The organism is Thermomonas aquatica, assembly GCF_006337105.1.
GTDB lineage: Bacteria > Pseudomonadota > Gammaproteobacteria > Xanthomonadales > Xanthomonadaceae > Thermomonas > Thermomonas aquatica.
The window spans coordinates 952,963-972,549 of sequence record NZ_CP040871.1 but is presented as its reverse complement, the minus strand read 5'-3'; the positions used below and the strand labels follow the sequence as shown (position 1 = coordinate 972,549).

16 protein-coding genes are annotated in these 19,587 nt (G+C 67.0%); 10 read left to right on the top strand and 6 right to left on the bottom strand.

The window, feature by feature from the left end; genetic code table 11:
• Positions 1 to 879 (top strand): methylisocitrate lyase, encoded by an 879-nt coding sequence (gene prpB, locus FHQ07_RS04660; RefSeq protein ID WP_139715710.1) that lies wholly within the window; start codon positions 1 to 3, stop codon positions 877 to 879.
• Between the two features lie 15 nt (positions 880 to 894).
• Positions 895 to 2,052: a bifunctional 2-methylcitrate synthase/citrate synthase gene (gene prpC, locus FHQ07_RS04655; protein ID WP_139715709.1), complete on the top strand. Its 1,158-nt coding sequence runs from the start codon at positions 895 to 897 to the stop codon at positions 2,050 to 2,052.
• 67 nt (positions 2,053 to 2,119) lie between these two features.
• Here prpC and FHQ07_RS04650 read toward each other — a convergent pair whose 3' ends face one another.
• From FHQ07_RS04650 to FHQ07_RS04640, 3 genes are all read right to left on the bottom strand, one after another.
• A complete protein-coding gene (locus FHQ07_RS04650) occupies positions 2,120 to 2,728 on the bottom strand; it encodes a glutathione S-transferase family protein (RefSeq protein ID WP_139715708.1) in 609 nt (202 codons plus the stop codon).
• A gap of 103 nt (positions 2,729 to 2,831) precedes the next feature.
• Positions 2,832 to 3,293, bottom strand: coding sequence for a cell wall hydrolase (locus FHQ07_RS04645; RefSeq protein WP_139715707.1), 462 nt, complete (start codon positions 3,291 to 3,293; stop codon positions 2,832 to 2,834).
• Between the two features lie 291 nt (positions 3,294 to 3,584).
• On the bottom strand, positions 3,585 to 5,609 hold the full coding sequence (locus FHQ07_RS04640; RefSeq protein ID WP_139715706.1) for an NADPH-dependent 2,4-dienoyl-CoA reductase: 2,025 nt from the start codon (positions 5,607 to 5,609) through the stop codon (positions 3,585 to 3,587).
• Positions 5,610 to 5,986: 377 nt separating this feature from the next.
• On the opposite strand from FHQ07_RS04640, the gene FHQ07_RS04635 reads away from it, so the two are divergent.
• The 3 genes from FHQ07_RS04635 (at position 5,987) to FHQ07_RS04625 (ending at position 8,432) form a co-directional block, all read left to right on the top strand.
• Positions 5,987 to 7,066, top strand: coding sequence for an OmpA family protein (locus FHQ07_RS04635; protein WP_139715705.1), 1,080 nt, complete (start codon positions 5,987 to 5,989; stop codon positions 7,064 to 7,066).
• A gap of 123 nt (positions 7,067 to 7,189) precedes the next feature.
• Positions 7,190 to 7,696 (top strand): hypothetical protein, encoded by a 507-nt coding sequence (locus FHQ07_RS04630; RefSeq protein WP_139715704.1) that lies wholly within the window; start codon positions 7,190 to 7,192, stop codon positions 7,694 to 7,696.
• Positions 7,697 to 7,709: 13 nt separating this feature from the next.
• Positions 7,710 to 8,432, top strand: coding sequence for a pseudouridine synthase (locus tag FHQ07_RS04625; RefSeq protein ID WP_139715703.1), 723 nt, complete (start codon positions 7,710 to 7,712; stop codon positions 8,430 to 8,432).
• A gap of 3 nt (positions 8,433 to 8,435) precedes the next feature.
• Here FHQ07_RS04625 and kbl read toward each other — a convergent pair whose 3' ends face one another.
• Together kbl and tdh are read right to left on the bottom strand one after the other, a co-directional pair.
• Complete coding sequence (gene kbl / locus FHQ07_RS04620) at positions 8,436 to 9,629, bottom strand: glycine C-acetyltransferase (protein ID WP_139715701.1); 1,194 nt, start codon at positions 9,627 to 9,629, stop codon at positions 8,436 to 8,438.
• Positions 9,630 to 9,637: 8 nt separating this feature from the next.
• Positions 9,638 to 10,660: an L-threonine 3-dehydrogenase gene (gene tdh / locus FHQ07_RS04615; protein ID WP_139717871.1), complete on the bottom strand. Its 1,023-nt coding sequence runs from the start codon at positions 10,658 to 10,660 to the stop codon at positions 9,638 to 9,640.
• 158 nt (positions 10,661 to 10,818) lie between these two features.
• Between tdh and FHQ07_RS04610 the strand changes: the two genes are divergently transcribed.
• Entirely contained in the window at positions 10,819 to 12,969 is a 2,151-nt protein-coding gene (locus FHQ07_RS04610; RefSeq protein WP_425476942.1) for a S46 family peptidase, read from the top strand.
• Positions 12,970 to 13,017: 48 nt separating this feature from the next.
• Positions 13,018 to 15,189: a S46 family peptidase gene (locus tag FHQ07_RS04605; protein ID WP_139715698.1), complete on the top strand. Its 2,172-nt coding sequence runs from the start codon at positions 13,018 to 13,020 to the stop codon at positions 15,187 to 15,189.
• Between the two features lie 61 nt (positions 15,190 to 15,250).
• On the opposite strand, the gene FHQ07_RS04600 is transcribed toward FHQ07_RS04605, so the two are convergent.
• The gene (locus tag FHQ07_RS04600) at positions 15,251 to 15,646 is read right to left on the bottom strand and encodes a DUF3224 domain-containing protein (protein ID WP_139715696.1); all 396 of its coding nucleotides are present in this window, start codon (positions 15,644 to 15,646) and stop codon (positions 15,251 to 15,253) included.
• Positions 15,647 to 15,901: 255 nt separating this feature from the next.
• On the opposite strand from FHQ07_RS04600, the gene serA reads away from it, so the two are divergent.
• The 3 genes from serA (at position 15,902) to folC (ending at position 19,536) form a co-directional block, all read left to right on the top strand.
• Complete coding sequence (serA, locus tag FHQ07_RS04595) at positions 15,902 to 17,464, top strand: phosphoglycerate dehydrogenase (RefSeq protein ID WP_139715694.1); 1,563 nt, start codon at positions 15,902 to 15,904, stop codon at positions 17,462 to 17,464.
• Positions 17,465 to 17,466: 2 nt separating this feature from the next.
• On the top strand, positions 17,467 to 18,117 hold the full coding sequence (locus tag FHQ07_RS04590) for a histidine phosphatase family protein (RefSeq protein WP_139715693.1): 651 nt from the start codon (positions 17,467 to 17,469) through the stop codon (positions 18,115 to 18,117).
• Between the two features lie 144 nt (positions 18,118 to 18,261).
• A complete protein-coding gene (gene folC / locus FHQ07_RS04585; protein ID WP_139715691.1) occupies positions 18,262 to 19,536 on the top strand; it encodes a bifunctional tetrahydrofolate synthase/dihydrofolate synthase in 1,275 nt (424 codons plus the stop codon).
• Positions 19,537 to 19,587 lie beyond the last annotated feature (51 nt).

Below are 19,587 nucleotides of genomic sequence, written 5' to 3'. Positions count from 1 at the left end.
ATGTCCGAGACCGCCGGCGCACGCTTCCGTGCCGCCCTCGCCGCCGAATCCCCGCTGCAGGTGATGGGCGCGATCACCGCCTACGCCGGCCTGATGGCCAAGCGCACCGGCTACAAGGCGCTGTACCTGTCCGGCGGCGGCGTCGCCGCCAATTCGCTGGGCATGCCCGACCTCGGCATCAGCACGATGGAAGACGTGCTGACCGACGCGCGCCGGATCGTGGACGCCACCGGCATGCCGCTGCTGGTCGACATCGACACCGGCTGGGGCGGGGCCTTCAACATCGGCCGCACCATCCGCAACTTCGAGCGCATCGGCGTGGCCGCGGTGCACATGGAGGACCAGGTCGGGCAGAAGCGCTGCGGCCATCGCCCCGGCAAGGAAGTGGTGACGCAGGACGAGATGGTCGACCGGGTCAAGGCGGCCGTCGATGCGCGTAACGACGCGTCGTTCGTGATCATGGCGCGCACCGACGCCGCCGCGGTGGAAGGCATCGACAGCGCGATCGAGCGAGCGGTGGCCTATGTCGAGGCCGGCGCCGACATGATCTTCCCCGAGGCGATGAAGACGCTCGACGACTACCGCAGGTTCAAGGCCGCGGTGCAGGTGCCGATCCTGGCCAACCTGACCGAGTTCGGCAGCACGCCGTTCTACACCACCGACGAATTGCGCGATGCCGGCGTCGACATCGCCCTGTACTGCTGCGGCGCCTATCGGGCGATGAACAAGGCGGCGCTGCACTTCTACGAGACGGTGCGTCGCGAAGGCACCCAGAAGAACATCATCGACACCCTGCAGACGCGGAACGAGCTCTACGACTTCCTGGGCTACCACGCCTACGAAGACAAGCTCGACATGCTGTTTGCGCAGAACAAGTAAGCGAAGGAATCCACGATGAGCGAGCAAGCCACCACCGCCCCGGCATTCAAGCCGAAGAAATCCGTCGCCCTCAGCGGCACCGCCGCCGGCAACACCGCGCTGTGCACCGTCGGCCGCAGCGGCAACGACCTGCACTACCGCGGCTACGACATCCTGGACTTCGCGAACACGGCCGAATTCGAGGAAATCGCCTACCTGCTGGTGCATGGCAAATTGCCGAACAAGGCGGAGCTGGCCGGCTACAAGGCCAAGCTGAAGTCGCTGCGCGGGATCCCGGCGGCGGTGAAGTCGGCGCTGGAGGAACTGCCGCCGTCGGCGCACCCGATGGACGTGATGCGCACCGGCGTGTCGGTGCTCGGCTGCGTGTCGCCGGAGAAGGACGACCACAACCATCCGGGCGCGCGCGACATCGCCGACAAGCTGATGGCCTGCCTCGGTTCGATGCTGCTGTACTGGTACCACTGGAGCCACAACGGCCGCGCCATCGACGTCGAGACCGACGACGACAGCATCGGCGGGCATTTCCTGCACCTGCTGCACGGCGAAGCGCCGCGCGCGTCGTGGGTGCGCGCGATGCACACCAGCCTGATCCTGTACGCCGAGCACGAGTTCAACGCCTCGACGTTCACCGCGCGCGTCATCGCCGGCACCGGCAGCGACATGCACAGCTGCATCACCGGCGCGATCGGCGCGCTGCGCGGCCCCAAGCACGGCGGCGCGAATGAAGTCGCGTTCGAAGTGCAGAAGCGCTACGAGACGCCGGACGAGGCGGAAGCCGACATCAAGGCGCGGGTGGAGCGCAAGGAAGTGGTGATCGGCTTCGGCCACCCGGTGTACACGGTGTCCGATCCGCGCAACAAGGTGATCAAGGAAGTCGCGCGCGAGCTGTCGGCGGAGCAGGGCGACATGAAGATGTACGACATCGCCGAGCGCCTGGAGTCGGTGATGTGGGACATCAAGAAGATGTTCCCGAACCTGGACTGGTTCAGCGCGGTCAGCTACCACATGATGGGCGTGCCCACCGCGATGTTCACCCCGCTGTTCGTGATCGCGCGCACCAGCGGCTGGAGCGCGCACGTGATCGAGCAGCGCATCGACGGCAAGATCATCCGCCCCAGCGCGAACTACACCGGGCCGGAAGACCGCGAGTACGTCAGCATCGACAAGCGCTGAGCGTTTCGACCTGCAAGAAAAAGGCCGCGCATTGCGCGGCCTTTTTCGTGTTGCGATGGCGCGTGTTTCAGAGCAGGCCCTCGGCCTTGAGCGCGGCCTGCACGCCGGGGTCGGCGGCCATGCGCGCATCGAACGCGGCCAGGTTGTCGAAGCCGGACAGGTCGACGCCGGTCTTCTTCGCCCACTGGGTGACCACGAACAGGTAGGGGTCGACGATCGAGCGGCTGCCGGTCAGCCAGTCCTTGCCGGCGAGCTGCGCATCGGCGCGCTCGAAGTAACCGCGCAGCTTCTGCTTCGCCAGCTCCTTCGACTGCGCGTCGGCATCGCCGCCGAGCGCGGCGTTGGAACCGAACAACGGATGGAAGGCCGGGTGCACGTCGGCATTGACGAAGGCGAGCCAACGGTTCACTTCCGCGCGGCCTTCCGGCGTGCCGTCGCCACCGAGCCCGGCATCGGGAAACTTGTCGGCCAGGTAGTTGAGGATGGCCGCGTTCTGGGTCAGCACCCAGTCGCCCGACTGGAGCACCGGCACTGCGCCTGCGGGATTCAGGGCGAGGAATTCGGGTTGCTTGCGGTCCGCGCGGCTGACGATCTGCGCCTCGAACGGCGCGCCGATCCATTGCAGGGCGATGTGGTCGGCGAGCGAACACGCGCCCGGTGAGGTGTACAGCTTCATCGGATGGTTCCTTCGGGGAGAAGGCGGCCACTATCCGCCCATCGCGATCCAGGATCGATCATGCATGGCGCAACGATTCGTTGCGCCATGTGCCTGCAATCGCTCAACCGCGACGCGGCTTGAGCTTCTGCACCTGCAGGAAGGTGTGATCGCCGATCGTGGCCACCTGGTAGGCGTTGCGCCAGCTCGGGTTGGCGATCGCATGCGCCATGAAGTGGCTGGCGCCGGGCACGATCTCGCGGCGCTTGCCCTTCGGCAACGCCCAGTTGCGTTCGGATTCCAGCGCGATGGTCACGGCTTCCGCCCAGGCCTCGCTGTTGGACAGCCGGGTCTGCGGCGAGACGATGGTGGGCGCGAACTGCTTGCGCGCGGTCACCACCTGGCACAGGTTGCGGCCCCACAGGCCGCTGTCGCGGCGGCGCAGGGCGACTTCGGCCACGGCCTGCTGGCCGCGCACGGACTGGTCGCGGGCTTCCAGGTAGACGGTGGTACTGAGGCACAGCGAGTCGGCGGCCGGTTGCGGCAAGACGTTGCCGGCCATCCAGAGGATCCACGCCAGTTTCATGTCGGACTCCTTGCTCCGTTGCGGCGCAGGCATCTGCATCGGGCGAGCCGGTGCGAACACATGCGTCATGGCGTACTGGGGAGGGCGGCAGCTCTGATGGCGGCCTTTGCCCGGGCGCGCCGTACCAGTGAAGGGTTCGGCCGGCGTGCCGGTTCACCTTCGGGATCACGCGCTCGGGCGATCCGTCAGGCCAAAAAGTTCGCGCACCTTAGGCAGCCGATACCGAACGGTTCCTGAACGTCTGTTTCAGAAACCACTGATTCGATTGGAGTTTTTATTCTGGATCCACGCTCAAAGCGTGGCTGCCAGACGGCTGCCCTGGGCGATCGCGCGCTTGGCGTCCAGCTCCGCGGCCACGTCGGCGCCGCCGATCAGATGCGCCTTGCGGCCCTGCGCGGCGAGCGCATCGAACAACTCGCGGCGCGGTTCCTGGCCGGCGCAGATGACGACGTGGTCGACGTCCAGCACCTGTTCGCTGCCGTCGACGCGGATATGCAGGCCGGCATCGTCCACGCCCAGGTATTCGACCCCGCCCAGCATCTTCACGCCCTTCGCCTTCAGCGTGGCGCGATGGATCCAGCCGGTGGTCTTGCCCAGCCGCGCGCCGGGCTTGCCCTGCGTGCGCTGCAGCAGCCAGACCTTGCGCGCGGCGGGTTCCGGATGCGGTTTGGCCAGGCCGCCGGGCGCGGCGAACGCGGCATCCACGCCCCATTCGGCCATCCAGCGTTGCGGATCGAGCGAAGCCGACTCACCTTCCTGCACCAGGAACTCGCCGACGTCGAAGCCGATCCCGCCGGCGCCGATGATCGCGACCTTCGCCCCCGCCACCACCCGACGCTGCAGCACATCGAGATAGCCGACGACCTTCGGATGGTCGATGCCGGGGAAATCGACCGCGCGCGGGGTCACGCCGGTGGCGACGACCACGTCATCGAAACGTGCAAGCGCATCGGCATCGGCGCGCGTATCCAGCCGCAACTCGACGCCGGTCTCGGCGATGCGATGGCGGAAGTAACGCAAGGTCTCGTGGAACTCTTCCTTGCCCGGGATCTGCTTGGCCAGGTTGAACTGGCCGCCGATCTCGCCGGCGGCATCGAACAGCGTCACCTTGTGGCCGCGCTCGGCGGCGACGGTGGCGCAGGCCAGGCCTGCAGGGCCGGCACCGACCACGGCGATCGATTTCGGCGCGGTCGTCTTCGTGTAGTTCAGTTCGGTTTCCGCGCAGGCGCGCGGATTCACCAGGCAACTGGCCTTCTTGTTCTCGAACACATGGTCGAGGCAGGCCTGGTTGCAGGCGATGCAGGTGTTGATCGCCTCGCTGCGCCCGGCCTTCGCCTTGTTGACCCAGTGCGGATCCGCGAGCAATGGCCGCGCCATCGACACCATGTCCGCGTGGCCGGCGGCCAGGACGGCCTCGGCGACATCGGGCATGTTGATGCGGTTGGTGGTGATCAGCGGCAGCGTCACATGCGGCTTGAGCTTGGCGGTGACGCCGGTGAACGCCGCGCGCGGCACCGAGGTGGCGATGGTCGGCACCCGTGCCTCATGCCAGCCGATGCCGGTGTTGATGATGGTCGCGCCGGCCGCTTCCACCGCCTTGGCTTGGGCCACGATGTCGTCCCAGCCGTTGCCGCCTTCGACCAGGTCGAGCATCGACAGCCGGTAGACGATGATGAAATCCGGTCCGCAGGCCTCGCGCACGCGGCGCACGATCTCCACCGCGAAGCGCATGCGCTTCGCCGCATCGCCGCCCCACGCGTCGTTGCGCCGGTTGGTGCGGGCGACGGTGAACTGGTTCAGCAGGTAGCCTTCCGAACCCATGATCTCGACGCCGTCGTAACCGGCCTCGCGGGCGAGCCTGGCGGCGTTGGCGAAATCGCCGATCTGGCGTTCGACGCCGCGCGCCGACAGTGCGCGCGGGGTGAAGGGATTGATCGGTGCCTTCAGCTTCGAGGCCGACACCGACAGGGGGTGGTAGGCATAGCGCCCCGCATGCAGCAGTTGCAGGCAGATCTTGCCGTCGTGCGCATGCACCGCCGAGGTGACCTGCCGGTGCCGGCGTACATGCCAGGGCATGGACATGCGGCTGGCGAAGGGCTTGAGCCAGCCGGTGATGTTCGGCGCGAAACCGCCGGTCACGATCAGGCCGGCGCCACCGGCGGCGCGTTCGGCGAAATAGGCGGCGAGTTTCGGGAAGTCGGCGCTGCGGTCTTCCAGCCCGGTATGCATCGAGCCCATCAGCACCCGGTTGCGCAGGGTGGTGAAGCCTAGGTCGAGGGCGCGGAACAGGTGCGGGTAGGGTGTGGGCTCGTTCATGACGCTAGCATACTGATGCGTACGGTTGCGTGCATCATGCGACTGCCCGAGGTGACGGTGATGGTGTCCGAGGGCTGAGTCGCATTCCGTGCAGGGCCGATCCGGCGGACCAGCGGCGCAACGCCGAATACAGTCAATGGCGGTCTTGCGACCCAGGTGTGATCCCGCGCAATGTTTCAGTGCGGTTTCGGTCACCGCCTTCGACTTGTTATCATTCGAGTCAGGAGGCTGAACGGGCTTTCCAAGCCATAACTGTTATGGTAGCGTTAACACGGCTTTCACGCGCCCGACGCTACTCTATGTTGGATGGCGTGCGGACTCAGCCGTCCATAGAGCATTCTGCGTCACAGGTTTCTTTACTGATCAAGGAGCTGAACATGAATAAGAAACTCCTCTGCGCCGCCCTTCTGGGTGGTCTGGGTCTGGCGCAGGCTGCGTCCGCCCAGGAGTTTGATGATCGCTGGTATGTCTCCGGTTCGACCGGCGTGAACTTCCAGGACAAGGATCGCCACACCGAAGACTCGCTGTTCGGCACCCTCGGTTTCGGCAAGTTCCTGACTCCGAATATCTCGCTCGAAGCGGAAGTCAACTACCAGAATCCCGATGCAACGCGTAACCCGAACCTGTGGTGGAGCCAGTACGGCGTCTCCGTGGACGGTCGTTACCACTTCCGCAACGCTGATTCCAAGTGGTGGCCCTACGTGCGCGGCGGCATCGGCTGGCAGCGTCACGAGGAAGAGTACACCGTTGCGCTGAACCCGAATAACCCGTTCCAGCATGAAGACTCCAACTTGGCGTTGAACCTGGGCGCTGGCCTGCAGTTCGATTTCGGTCGCGTGGATCTGCGCACCGAAGTCGGCACCCGCATCGATTTCGACGACCAGCAGGCTGGTCCGTATGCGCAGGAAAACAGCTTCACCGACCTGCTGGCTTCGGTCGGCCTGACCGTGGCCCTCGGCCCGGAGCCGGTTGCCCCGGTTGCCCCGGCGCCGGTCGCGCCGAACTGCGCCGACATGGATGACGACGGCGACGGCGTCAACAACTGCAACGACAAGTGCCCGGGTTCGCAGGCTGGCCAGACCATCGGTCCGGACGGCTGCCCGGTGCCGGTCTCGATCGACCTGAAGGGCGTCAACTTCGACTTCGACAAGTCGACCCTGCGTCCGGACGCGATCGCGATCCTGAACGAGGCCGTCGAAATCCTGAAGCGCTATCCGGAACTGCGCGTCGAAGTGGCTGGCCACACCGACCAGTGCGGCAGCGACGAGTACAACCAGGGTCTGTCGCAGCGTCGTTCGCAGGTGGTCTACGACTACCTGACCAGCAATGGCGTCGACGGTGGCCGCCTGGCCGGTCCGACCGGTTACGGCGAGAGCCGTCCGCTCGAGGACAAGGGCCAGACCCTGCCGGGCTGCAAGAGCGAGACCAACCGCCGCACCGAGCTGAACAGCCAGTAATACGGTTGTCGGTCCTGCAAGATGCGAAGCCCGGCCATGTGCCGGGCTTCGTCTTTTCGGCTGGCGAGAATTGCGGCGTGCGCATGCGACGGCCTACACTTCGGGCAACTCATGGGGATCTACATGTCGACTCGTCGTGTGCTGGGTGCGTTGCTGTTGTCGAGTGTGCCGATGGTGTCGTTCGCGCAGGCGGGCGCTATCTGCAACAGCGACCTGATGGTGGCGACGCCGGTGCGTCCCGCGGTGCTCTCGCCGGTGGCGATCGAGCTGTCCCCCGCGACTACGCAACTGGGGGGCGCGAGCGGCGTGCTGTCGCAGGCCTTCGATGAAGCGTTGTCGGTCGACAACGTGCTGCTGCGGATCCGGCAGGATGGTTGCCGGGCGATGGCGAATGCCAAACCCGCCGGCAGCGTGGTCGATCCCGGCAACCCCGCGGCCTACAAGCCGAAGACCGAGTACGACAACACGCCGTGGCGGTTCAACATGACCCAGAACGGCAAGCGCATGACCGCCGACGAGTTCGATGCCTGGATGAAATCGCGTGGCGTGCGGGTCGTTGGCCGCAAGGACGCCACGGCGCCTGCCGCAAGCGAACCGCAACCCGCGGCGCCGCCTGCCAAGAAGAAGTGATGCCTCGCAGCGCATGACGCGTCCGCGTTATGGCTTGGCGCGCGTGCTTTCCAAGCGTGGCTTGTGCTCGCGAAGCGAAGGCGAACGGTTGGTGCGCGAAGGACGCGTGCGGCTCGACGGGCGCGTAGTCCGCAATCCGGAGCATCCGGCCGACCTGCAGCATGCATTGATCGAAATCGACAACGTCGAGGCCTCCGCCGTGGCGGTGCGCCATCTGATGCTCAACAAGCCGCGCGGGCTGGTGACGACGCTGCGCGACGAACGCGGGCGCGACACGGTGTATCGCTGTTTCGATGGCGCGGAGCTCGGGCATATCGCGCCGGTCGGGCGGCTGGACAAGGCCAGCGAAGGCTTGCTGCTGTTCAGCAACGATCCGCAATGGGCGGCGCGCATCGCCGATCCCGCGACCGGGCCGGACAAGGTCTACCACGTGCAGGTCGATCGCATCCCGGACGATGCGTGCATGGCCGCGATGCGCGCAGGCGTCGATTGCGAGGGCGCGCTGCTGCGGGCGAAATCCGTATCGTTGCTGCGCGCCGGCGAAAAGAACGCCTGGCTGGAAATCAGCCTCGACGAAGGCCGCAACCGGCAGATCCGGCGCCTGCTGGCGGCGCTCGACATCGGCGTATTGCGGCTGTTGCGCGTCGCGATCGGCACGCTGCAACTCGGCGACTTGCCGAAAGGGCAGTGGCGCGATTTGACCGTCGAAGAAGTGGCCGCGCTGGGCGGCGACTGAACCTCAGGCCTTCAGCACGCCCAGTTCCTTGCCGATGCGGATGAACGCGTCGATCGCGCGATCGAGGTGCTCGCGCGTATGCGCCGCACTCATCTGCGTACGAATGCGCGCCTGGCCCTTCGCCACCACCGGGAAGAAGAAGCCGATCGCGTAGATGCCTTCCTCCAGCAAGCGCTCGGCGAAGCGCTGCGCCAGCGGCGCGTCGTACAGCATCACCGGGCTGATCGGATGCACGCCGGGCTTGATGTCGAAGCCGGCGGCGGTCATGCGTTCGCGGAAGTAGGCGGTGTTCTCGCGCAGGCGCTCGCGCAATTCGCCGGCGCTTGAAAGCATCTCGAAGGCCTTGATGCCGGCGGCCACCACGTGCGGCGGCAGCGAATTGGAGAACAGGTAGGGGCGCGAACGCTGGCGCAGCAGTTCGATGACTTCGCGCTTGGCGGTGGTGAAGCCGCCGAGCGCGCCGCCCATCGCCTTGCCCAAGGTGCCGGTGAAGATGTCGATCTTGTCGAGCACGCCCTTCACTTCGGCGCTGCCGCGGCCGGTGGCGCCGAGGAACCCGGTGGCATGGCATTCGTCGATGTGCACCAGCGCGCCGTATTTCTTCGCCAGCGCGGTGATCTCGTCCAACGGCGCGATGAAACCGTCCATCGAGAACACGCCGTCGGTGGTGACCATGATGGTGCGCGCGCCATCGTCCCTGGCCTGCTGCAGCTGTTTCTCGAGGTCGGCCATGTCGCAGTTGGCGTAGCGGTAGCGCTTGGCCTTGCACAGGCGCACGCCGTCGATGATCGAGGCGTGGTTCAGTGCGTCGGAGATGATCGCGTCGTGTTCGTCCAGCAGCGGCTCGAACAGCCCGCCGTTGGCGTCGAAGCAGGCGGCGTAGAGGATGGTGTCCTCGGTGCCGAAGAACTCGGCGATGGTCTTTTCCAGCTGCTTGTGCAGGTCCTGGGTGCCGCAGATGAAGCGCACCGAGGCCATGCCGAAGCCGTGCGTATCCAGTGCTTGCTTCGCCGCCGCGATCACGTCCGGATGGTCGGCCAGGCCCAGGTAGTTGTTGGCGCAGAAATTCAGCACCGTGCGGCCATCGGCCAGCTGGATCTCGGCCGACTGCGGGCTGGTGATGATGCGCTCGGACTTGAACAGGCCGGCGGCGCGGATTTCGTCGAGGGTGGCGGCGTAGCGTTCGGTCAGGCTCATGGTCGTCCTCAGTTCCAGCTCAGCACGACCTTGCCGGACTTGCCGCCTTCCATCAGCTCGAAGCCCTTCTGGAAGTCGTCGATCGGCAATTGATGCGTCAGCACCTTGCCCAGCGGGAAGCCGCCCAGCACCAGTTGGGTCATCTTGTACCAGGTCTCGTACATGCGCCGGCCGTAGATGCCGTGCAAGGTCAGGCCCTTGAAGATCACCTTGTCCCAGTCGATGCCGGCGCCGTTCGGCATGATGCCGAGCATCGCGATCTTGCCGCCGTTGTACATGCAGTCGAGCATGTCGCCGAAGGCGCGCGGGTTGCCGCTCATCTCCAGGCCCACGTCGAAGCCTTCCATGTGCAGGTCGGCCATCACGTCCTTGAGCTTGGTGTTGGCGACGTTGACTACGCGGGTCGCGCCCATGTCGGCGGCCAGCTTCAATCGATAGTCGTTGACGTCGGTGACGACCACGTTGCGCGCGCCGATGTGCTTGCAGATGCCGGCGGCGATGATGCCGATCGGGCCGGCGCCGGTGATCAGCACGTCCTCGCCGACCACGTCGAATTCCAGCGCGCAGTGCGCGGCGTTGCCGTAGGGATCGAAGAACGCGGCGAGTTCGCTCGGGATCTGGTCGGGGATCGGCCACAGGTTGGATGCCGGCATCACGATGTATTCGGCGAACGCGCCGTTGCGGTTGACGCCGATGCCGACCGTGTTCGGGCACAGGTGCTGCTTGCCGGCGCGGCAGTTGCGGCAATGGCCGCAGACGATGTGGCCTTCGGCGGAAACGCGCTGGCCAAGCGTGTAGCCGCTGACGCCGGGACCGATCTCGACGATGCGGCCGACGAATTCGTGGCCGATGACCAGGCCCGGCTTGATCGTGCGCTGGCTCCACTCGTCCCACAGGTAGATGTGCAGGTCGGTGCCGCAGATCGCGGTCTTCTCGAGCTTGATCAGCACCTCGTTGGGGCCGGGCGTCGGCACCGGCACCTGTTCCATCCAGATGCCCTTGGCCGCTTCGCGCTTGACCAGCGCCCGCATGGTGTTCTGCGACATCGTCTCGCCTCTCGGTAACGCTGGTGATCAATCTGGCATTTTACCGCTTGCCGAACTGGAGATGACCGGCATGACTCCGGGCACAGGCCGAAAATGCGGGGGGATGGTGTAATCGAAAGTTGCCAAGAGCTTGGGGTTGTTGAATGCGCCACCGTATGTTGCCCGCCGCCATCCTGCTCAGCCTTGCCTGCGGAGCCGCCCATGCCGACGAAGGCATGTGGATGCCGTCCCAGTTGCCGCAGCTGTCGAAGCAGCTGAAGGCGGCGGGGTTCAAGGGCAATCCCGCCGACCTGGCCGACCTCACCAGATACCCGATGAGCGCGGTGGTCTCGCTGGGCGGCTGCACCGCGAGTTTCGTCTCGCCGCAGGGGCTGGTGGTGACCAACCACCACTGCGCGCTGGGCGCGATCCAGCTGAACTCCACCGCGGAACGCAACCTGATCGAGGACGGCTTCAACGCCGCGACCATGGCCGATGAGCCCTCCGCCGGGCCGGCTGCCCGGATCTGGGTGACGGTCGGCTTCGACAGCGTGACCGATCGCATCCTCGCCGATGCCAAGGGTAAGACCGGACGCGCGTATTTCGATGCCGTCGATGCCGCGAAGAAGGTCGCGGTGGCCGCCTGCGAACAGGACGCCGGCCATCGCTGCAGCGTCGCCGACATGTACTACGGCCGCGAGTTCTACCTGATCAAGCAGTTCGAGGTGCGCGACGTCCGCCTGGTGTACGCGCCGCCGCGTTCGATCGGCAACTACGGCGACGAGATCGACAACTTCATGTGGCCGCGCCATACCGGCGATTTCAGTTTCTATCGCGCCTACGTCGGCAAGGACGGCAAGCCGGCGGCGTACAGCAAGGACAATGTGCCGTACGCGCCGCCCGCGCACCTGACCGTGTCGACCGCGCCGGTGAAGGCCGGCGACTTCGCGATGGTGGCCGGTTACCCGGGCACCACCTTCCGCCATCGCACCGCATCGGAATTCGCCAACCAGATCGACTGGTTGCTGCCGACCCGCGTCGAGGTCGTCGGTGGGTTGATCGACACCATCCAGGCCGCGACCAAGGGCGACAAGGCCAAGGAGGTGTTGTACGCCTCGACCGTCGCCGGGCAGAAGAACACGCTGAAGCGCGCACAGGGCGAGCTCGACGGCCTGCGCCGCAGCGATGCGGTGCGCGTGCGTCGCGAGGACGAAGCGGCGATGCTGGCGTGGCTGGCGAAACAGCCGAATGCCGCCGCCCTGCAGGCCGACATCCGCGCGATGCAGGCGCAGCTGGATGCCGCGCAGGCCAGCCGCGAGCGCGACTTCATCCTGCCGTTCCTGCGCCCGGGCCTGCTCGGCCAGGCGATCGTGCTGCAACGCCTCGCGCTGGAACGCGGCAAGCCGGACGCGCAGCGCGAATCCGGCTACCAGCAGCGCGATGAAGCCACCATCGAGGGCGGCCTCAAGCAGCTGCAGCGCCGTTACGACCCGGAAGTGGAAAAGGCCACGCTGCTGTTCGCGCTGGATCGCTATTTCGCCTTGCCTGCGGCGCAGCGCGTGCCGGAATTCGATGCGGTGTTCGGCAAGGACAAGGCGATGGCCGCCGCGATGCTCAACACGCTGTACATCGAAACGAAACTGGGCGACGAAGCGAACCGGTTGGCGCTGATGAAGGCCGATCCGAAGGCCGTGGCCGCTTCCGCCGATCCGATGATGAAAGCCGCCGCCGTCCTGCAGCCTGCCTTGCTGCGCATGGAAGACGAAGCGAAACAGCGCAGCGGCGAACTGCTGCGCCTGCGCCCGGCCTACATGCAGGCGCTGATCGGTTACCGCAATTCGCAGGGCAAGGCGGTGTATCCGGATGCCAACTCCACCTTGCGCGTGAGCTATGGCAAGATCAGCCCGCTCAGCCCGCGCGACGGCATGGACTATCGTCCGCTGACCACGGTGGCCGGCATCGTCGAGAAGAACACCGGGGTGGAGCCGTTCGATGCGCCGAAGCCGCTGCTTGAGGCGATCGCCAAGGGCGACTTCGGCAGCACCATCGACCCGACCCTGAAGACGCAGACCGTCGACTTCATGACCAACCTCGACACCACCGGCGGCAATTCCGGCTCGCCGGTGCTGGATGCGAACGGCAAGCTGATCGGCCTGAACTTCGACAGCAACTGGGAAGCGGTCAGCGCCAGCTGGATGTTCGATCCGCGCTACAAGCGCGCGATCCACGTCGACATGCGCTACCTGCGCTGGCTGCTGGCCAAGGTGTACCCGGCGCCGCAGCTGCTCAAGGAAATGAACCTGTCTGCGGAATGATCCGTCACGGATGAACGCAAGACTCGAACACGAACGAAGGACACGATGATGCGCAATAAGACAAGCCTGGCCACGGGCATTGCCCTGGCAACGATGGGAATCGCGCTCTCCGCGAATGCGGGCGAGGGCATGTGGGTGCCGCAGCAGTTGCCGGAAATCGCCGGCCCGCTGAAGACCGCCGGCCTCAAGCTCGATCCGAAGCAACTGGCCGACCTCACCGGCGACCCGATGGGCGCGGTGGTCTCGCTGGGCGGCTGCACCGCCAGCTTCGTCTCGCCGCAGGGCCTGGTGGTGACCAACCACCATTGCGCGTACGGCGCGATCCAGCTGAACTCCACCGCGGAGCGCAACCTCATCGACCTCGGTTTCAACGCGCCGACCATGGCCGATGAACTGTCCGCCGGCCCGAACGCGCGCATCTACGTACTGGACGAGATCACCGACGTCACCGCCCAGGTGAAGGCCGCGATCGCCGCCGCGCCGGGCGCGCTTGCGCGCACCAAGGCGGTCGACGACCTGGAGAAGAAATTGGTGTCCGAGTGCGAAGCCGATGCGGGTTCGCGCTGCCGCCTGTACAGCTTCATGGGCGGCAACACCTACCGCCTGTTCAAGAACATCGAGATCAAGGACGTGCGCCTGGCCTACGCGCCGCCGCGCGGCGTGGGCAATTACGGCGGCGAAGTCGACAACTGGATGTGGCCGCGCCACACCGGCGACTTCTCGTTCTACCGCGCCTACGTCGGCAAGGACGGCAGGCCGGCCGCGTACAGCAAGGACAACGTGCCGTTCCAGCCCAGGCACTGGCTGAAGATCGCCGACCAGCCGCTGCGCGAGGGCGATTTCGTGATGGTCGCCGGTTACCCGGGCAGCACCAGCCGCTACGCGCTGGCCAACGATTTCGACGCCACCGCCGCGTGGACCTATCCGACCGTCAGCAAGCGCTACAAGGAACTGGTGGCGATGGTGCTGGCCGCAGGCGAGGCCAACAAGGACATCGCGGTCAAGTACGCCAACACCGTGCGCGGCTGGGAAAACACCCTGAAGAACTACGACGGCCAGATGGAAGGCTTCAAGCGCATGGGCGCGGCCGGCATCAAGCGCGAGCGCGAGCAGGCGGTGCTGGACTGGCTGAAGTCGCGGGGCGATGCCGGCAAGCAGGCGCTGGCCGCGCACGACACGCTGGTCGCGCTGGGCGATGCCGCGCGCAAGACCCGCGAGCGCGATGGCGTGATCGGCAACGTCGGCGGCGCGCTGGGCAGCACCGCGTTGAGCCTGTACCGCCTCGCGGTCGAACGCGAGAAGCCGGACGCGCAGCGCGAATCCGGCTTCCAGCAGCGCGACCTGCCCGGTTTCGAGGGCGGCCTCAAGCAGATGGATCGTCGCTACGTGGCGGCGATGGATCGCCAGCTGCAGCGCTACTGGCTGATGCAGTACATCGCCCTGCCGGCCGACCAGCGCGTGCCCGCCATCGACAAGTGGATCGGTGGCAACGATGCCAAGGCGGTGGATGCCGCGCTCGACCGCATCAACGCCAGCAAGCTGGGCAATGTGGACGAGCGCATGAAGTGGCTGTCGGCCGACCGCAAGGCGTTCGAAACCAGCACCGATCCGGCGATCCAGTACGCGGTGGCGATGCTGCCGACCTCGCTGAAGCTGGAGGAGGACCGCAAGCTGCGCGCCGGCGAGGCGGTGATCCCGCGCGCCACCTACCTGCAGGCGGTGGCCGACTACAACAAGGCGCAGGGCAAGGCGGTGTATCCGGATGCGAACTCCTCGCTGCGCATCACCTTCGGCAACGTGATGGGCTACACCAAGCCCGGCAACAGCAAGCCGGAGGACGCGTTCACCACGCTGGAACAGGTGGCGGCCAAGGCGACCGGCAAGGAGCCGTTCGACGCGCCGCAGGCGCAGCTGGATGCGATCAAGGCGAAGAAGTATTCCGGCCTGGCCGATGCCAAGCTGAAGACGGTGCCGGTCAACTTCCTGTCCGACCTCGACATCACCGGCGGCAACTCCGGTTCGCCGGTGCTGGACGCGCACGGCAAGCTGGTCGGTCTGGCCTTCGACGGCAACTGGGAATCGGTGGCCTCGAACTGGGTGTTCGATCCGACCGTCACCCGCATGATCTCGATGGACCAGCGCTACATGCGCTGGATCATGCAGGAGGTGATGCCGGCGCCGCAGCTGCTGAAGGAAATGGGCGTCGCGCCGAAGAAGTGATGCGAGCGCGCGTTGCGTGACACGAAAACGCCGGCCGAGTGCCGGCGTTTTCGTTGCTGCTTCAGCCTGCGTCGAGCTCGTAGTCGAAGGTGTAGTAGTGCTTGCCGTCGACAATGTCGATGGCGATGTTGCCGCGCAGGCCGGTGAGCGCGTCGCTACCGCTGTCGGGCACCACGGTCAGGCTCAGCGACGGCTTGCCACGATCCATGATGCCGTTGTGCTGGGCGTAGAAGCTGCCGTGCCGGCCGTCGAGCGTGCCTTCGATGCGCTCCATCGCCACGTACGCGCCGGAGCCGGGCACCTTCGACATCACCGCCAGCATATGCACCACGCTGGTGGCGTCCAGTGGCCCATGGAAGCGCTTGTCGAACCGCGAATGGCCGACGCTGGCACCGCCGCCGATGTCCAGTTCCTCCTGCGGGATGCGCTTGACCTCGAATTCGCCCTTGGCCTGCATGGCACTGGTTCCAATGGAAACAATCGGCAGGGTAGCGCCAGTTGCGTAACCAGCGGTGAACTCTGCTAGGCTTTGGCCATCGCGGATTCCCATGCCAGCCGGCCCCGTCTCCCGATCGCAAGTGGAATCCCGCGCTTTTCGCCGTGATTCCGCTGTTTTTCGTACCTCCAGTACGTTGTCGTTTGCGCTGTGCCGGCTGCCATGGCTTCCGCGGGTCCTGACCTGATCAGGTAATTCCCCACTGGAGCTGATGTGATGAAAGTGCTGGCCTGCGATGGAATCCACGAAGACGGACTGGCCCTGTTCCGCGATGCGGGATGGGACGTGCTGGTCTCCCCCCCGATCAAGGACGCGGACGCGCTGAAGCTGGCGCTGGCCGATGCCGATGCCGTGCTGGTGCGCTCGGCGACCCAGATCACCGCCGATGCGCTGGCCGATGCCGGCAAGCTCAAGGTGATCGGCCGCGCCGGCGCCGGCGTGGACACGATCGATGTCGAGGCCGCCACCGCGCGCGGCATCGCGGTGATGAACGCCCCCGACGGCAACACCCTGGCCGCCGCCGAGCACGCGATCTCGCTGCTGTTCGCGCTGGCCCGCCACATCCCGCGCGCCGACGCCGGCATGAAGGCCGGGCAATGGCCGAAGGCGGGCCTGACCGGCTTCGAGCTGGAAGGCAAGAAGCTGGGCGTGATCGGCCTCGGCCGCATCGGTGGCACGGTGGCGCGCAAGGCCGCCGGCATCGGCATGGACGTGGCCGCGTTCGACCCGTTCCTGCCGCCGTCCGCCGCCGCCAAGGGCAGCGTGCCGCTGAAGACGCTGGACGAATTGCTGGCCTGGGCCGATGTGGTCACCCTGCACATCCCGCGCACCAAGGACACCACCAACCTGCTGTCCGAAGAGCGCATGCGCGCGATGAAGAAGGGCGCCTACATCGTCAACGCCGCGCGCGGCGGGCTGGTCGATGAGGCGGCGCTGCTGCAACTGCTGGACGAGGGGCACATCGCCGGCGCCGCGCTCGACACCTTCGCCACCGAGCCGCTGCAGGAAGACTCGCCGCTGCGCGCGCATCCGAAGCTGATCCTGACCCCGCACCTCGGCGCCTCCACCAGCGAAGCGCAGCAGGCGGTCAGCACCATCCTGGCCAGGCAGGTGATCGATTTCGCCGCCACCGGCGCCGTTGCCGGCTGCGTCAACCTGCCGCCGCTGACCGCCGAAGCCGCGCGCGAGGTCGGCCCGTGGATGCCGCTGATGACCTCGCTGGGCAGGCTGGCCGCGCGCATCGTGCAGGCGCCGACCCGGCTCGACATCACCTACGCCGGCCGCACCGACGCGCTGGATACGCGGCCGCTGACGCGGCTGTTGGTGGCCTCGCTGCTGGGCGCGCATTCCGGCCGCGTGACTCCGGTCAACGCGCTGGCCGAAGCCGCCGCGCGCGGCCTGGTGGTCGCCGAAACCGTGGGCGGCGACGGCGACGGCTTCGACCGCCTGCTCAAGATCCGCGTGAGCGACGGCAACCGCAGCCGCGAGATCGACGCCACCCTGCATCGCGGTCCGCGCGTGGTGCGCCTGGACGGCGTGGAAATCGAATTCGACCCGCAGTCGCACGTGCTGCTGCTGCGCAACGAGGACCGGCCCGGCATGGTCGGTGCGGTGGGTTCGCAGCTGGGCGCGCTCGGCATCAACATCGTCAACTTCGCCCTCGGCGCGGCCGGCGACGGCCAGGCGCGCGCGGCGATCACCGTCGATCGCGCGCTGGACGATGCCCAGCTGGCCACCCTGCGCGCCATGCCCGGCGTGCTCTCGCTGGCGCAGGTGTAAGCATGCGCATCCTGCTTGCACGCCATGGCGAGACGCCGTGGAACGCCGAAGGCCGCTACCAGGGCCAGGAAGACATCCCGCTGTCCGAGGTCGGCATCGCCCAGGCCACCGCGCTGGGCGAGCGCTTGCGCGATGTGCGCATCGACCGCGCCATCGCTTCGCCGCTGTCGCGCGCGCGTCGCACCGCCGAGCTCGCGCTGGGCGAGGCGCGCGCCGCGCAACTGATGCTCGACGAGGGCTTCAAGGAAATCGCCCACGGCGAGTGGGAAGGCCTGCTCGCCAGCGAGATCCGTCAGCGCGATGGCGAGCGCCTGCAGGCCTGGCGCGATGCCCCCGACACGGTGCAGATGCCCGGCGCGGGCGGCGAGTCCCTGCAACAGGTGCTGGATCGCGCCTGGCCCGCGTTCGCGCGCGCCTGCGCGGGCCTGGGCGAGGACGACACCCTGCTGGTGGTCGCCCATGACGCGGTGAACCGCGTCTTGCTGTGCCGCGTGCTCGGCATCCCGCTGGCGAAGCTGTGGACCTTCCGCCAGGCGCCGACCACGCTCAACCTGCTGGAAGGGGCGAACGTCGATGCGCTGGGCGTGGTGCGGCTGAACGACTGCAGCCATCACACCGCGCTGTTCGGCGAGGCGGTGCATCGGGCGTTGTAGTGCGGGAGTGTAGCGCCGGAGTCCTCCCGCCCGGAGGCTTCGAGCGCGCCATGGATGGCGCGCGGCCGCGCATCGGAGCCGGATGCGGAGCCTGAGCGGCGAAGTCTCCGGGCGGGAGGGCTTCGGCGCGGTGACGCGCATAAAATGAACGTCATGCAGCGATCAATTTCCGACTGGCTCGATTTCATCGAACGCCAGCACCCGAAAGCCATCGACATGGGCCTGGACCGCGTGCGCGAAGTCGCCGCGCGGATGGGCTTGAAACGTCCCGCCAAGCGCGTGATCACCGTGGGCGGCACCAATGGCAAGGGCTCGACCGTCGCCTTCGTCGAGGCCATCGCCCGCGCGCATGGCTGGAAGGTCGGCAGCTACACCTCGCCGCACCTGCTGCGCTACAACGAGCGCGTGCGCATCGATGGGCACGATGCCGATGATGCGGATCTCGTCGCCGGTTTCGAAGCGGTTGAAGCGGCGCGCGGCGACACGCCGCTGACCTATTTCGAATACGGCACGCTGTGCGCGCTGTGGCTGTTCGCGCGCAACAAGCTCGACCTCGCGGTGCTGGAAGTCGGCCTCGGCGGGCGGCTGGATGCGGTGAACCTGGTCGATGCGGATGCTTCGATCATCACCACGGTTGACCTCGACCACCAGGACTGGCTGGGCGAGGACATCGAAACCATCGGCCTGGAGAAGGCCGGCATCGCCCGCCCGTTCAAGCCATTGGTGCTGGGCGACGACGATCCGCCGGCCAGCGTGCTGCGCCATGCCTATGCGATCGGCGCGCAGGCCTGGCGGATCGCCAACGATTTCTTCGCCGAGCCCCTCGATGCCGGCACTTGGCGCTGGCGCGAGGTCGGTTTCTCGATGCAGTTACCGATGCCCGCGCTCGCCGCGCCGGTACAGCTGCGCAATGCCGCCTGCGCGATCGCCGCCCTGCGCGCGCTGGGTGCGCGCATCGACAAGCGCACGTATGCCGAGGGCGTGGCCAATGCGCAGGTCGCCGGGCGCCTGCAACGCTTCGAGCAGGACGGCGTGGAGGTGGTGGTCGATGTCGGCCACAACCCGCAGGCGGCGCGTGCGTTGGCGGCGTGGCTGCGTCGCCAACCGAAGCGGCGCACGCTGGCGGTGTATGCCGCGCTGGCGGACAAGGACGTTGCGGGCGTGGTGGCTGCGCTGGCGGAGATGGTGGATGGCTGGCATCTCGCCGGACTGGCCGATGCCGGGCCGCGCGGGCAGGGCGTGGACGACTTGGCGCGGCGATTGGCCGATACCGCGGCCGCTGGCGCGGTCCGCCATGCCGATGTCGCGGCGGCGCTGGATGCCGCCATCGCGCAGGCCGATGCGGATGGAAGGGTGCTGGTCTTCGGCTCCTTCCACACCGCGACGGCCGCGCTTGAGCGATTCGAGGCGAACGGTTAAGCCGGGGCCACGACGCAGGCCGGTATAATTCGCGTCCCCGGCCGCCGGTTC

What these genes read in the sequence shown, in the direction of transcription:
- tdh (WP_139717871.1), bottom strand. Translation starts at nt 10,660, where the DNA reads ATGCGGGCGCTGGTCAAGCGCGAAGCGGCCAAGGGCATCTGGATGGAA.
- FHQ07_RS04605 (WP_139715698.1), top strand. Translation starts at nt 13,018, where the DNA reads ATGCGCAATAAGACAAGCCTGGCCACGGGCATTGCCCTGGCAACGATG.
- FHQ07_RS04640 (WP_139715706.1), bottom strand. Translation starts at nt 5,609, where the DNA reads ATGAACGAGCCCACACCCTACCCGCACCTGTTCCGCGCCCTCGACCTA.
- FHQ07_RS04630 (WP_139715704.1), top strand. Translation starts at nt 7,190, where the DNA reads ATGTCGACTCGTCGTGTGCTGGGTGCGTTGCTGTTGTCGAGTGTGCCG.
- FHQ07_RS04635 (WP_139715705.1), top strand. Translation starts at nt 5,987, where the DNA reads ATGAATAAGAAACTCCTCTGCGCCGCCCTTCTGGGTGGTCTGGGTCTG.
- kbl (WP_139715701.1), bottom strand. Translation starts at nt 9,629, where the DNA reads ATGAGCCTGACCGAACGCTACGCCGCCACCCTCGACGAAATCCGCGCC.
- FHQ07_RS04650 (WP_139715708.1), bottom strand. Translation starts at nt 2,728, where the DNA reads ATGAAGCTGTACACCTCACCGGGCGCGTGTTCGCTCGCCGACCACATC.
- prpB (WP_139715710.1), top strand. Translation starts at nt 1, where the DNA reads ATGTCCGAGACCGCCGGCGCACGCTTCCGTGCCGCCCTCGCCGCCGAA.
- folC (WP_139715691.1), top strand. Translation starts at nt 18,262, where the DNA reads ATGAACGTCATGCAGCGATCAATTTCCGACTGGCTCGATTTCATCGAA.
- FHQ07_RS04600 (WP_139715696.1), bottom strand. Translation starts at nt 15,646, where the DNA reads ATGCAGGCCAAGGGCGAATTCGAGGTCAAGCGCATCCCGCAGGAGGAA.
- FHQ07_RS04625 (WP_139715703.1), top strand. Translation starts at nt 7,710, where the DNA reads ATGACGCGTCCGCGTTATGGCTTGGCGCGCGTGCTTTCCAAGCGTGGC.
- FHQ07_RS04590 (WP_139715693.1), top strand. Translation starts at nt 17,467, where the DNA reads ATGCGCATCCTGCTTGCACGCCATGGCGAGACGCCGTGGAACGCCGAA.
- FHQ07_RS04610 (WP_425476942.1), top strand. Translation starts at nt 10,819, where the DNA reads ATGCGCCACCGTATGTTGCCCGCCGCCATCCTGCTCAGCCTTGCCTGC.
- FHQ07_RS04645 (WP_139715707.1), bottom strand. Translation starts at nt 3,293, where the DNA reads ATGAAACTGGCGTGGATCCTCTGGATGGCCGGCAACGTCTTGCCGCAA.
- serA (WP_139715694.1), top strand. Translation starts at nt 15,902, where the DNA reads ATGAAAGTGCTGGCCTGCGATGGAATCCACGAAGACGGACTGGCCCTG.
- prpC (WP_139715709.1), top strand. Translation starts at nt 895, where the DNA reads ATGAGCGAGCAAGCCACCACCGCCCCGGCATTCAAGCCGAAGAAATCC.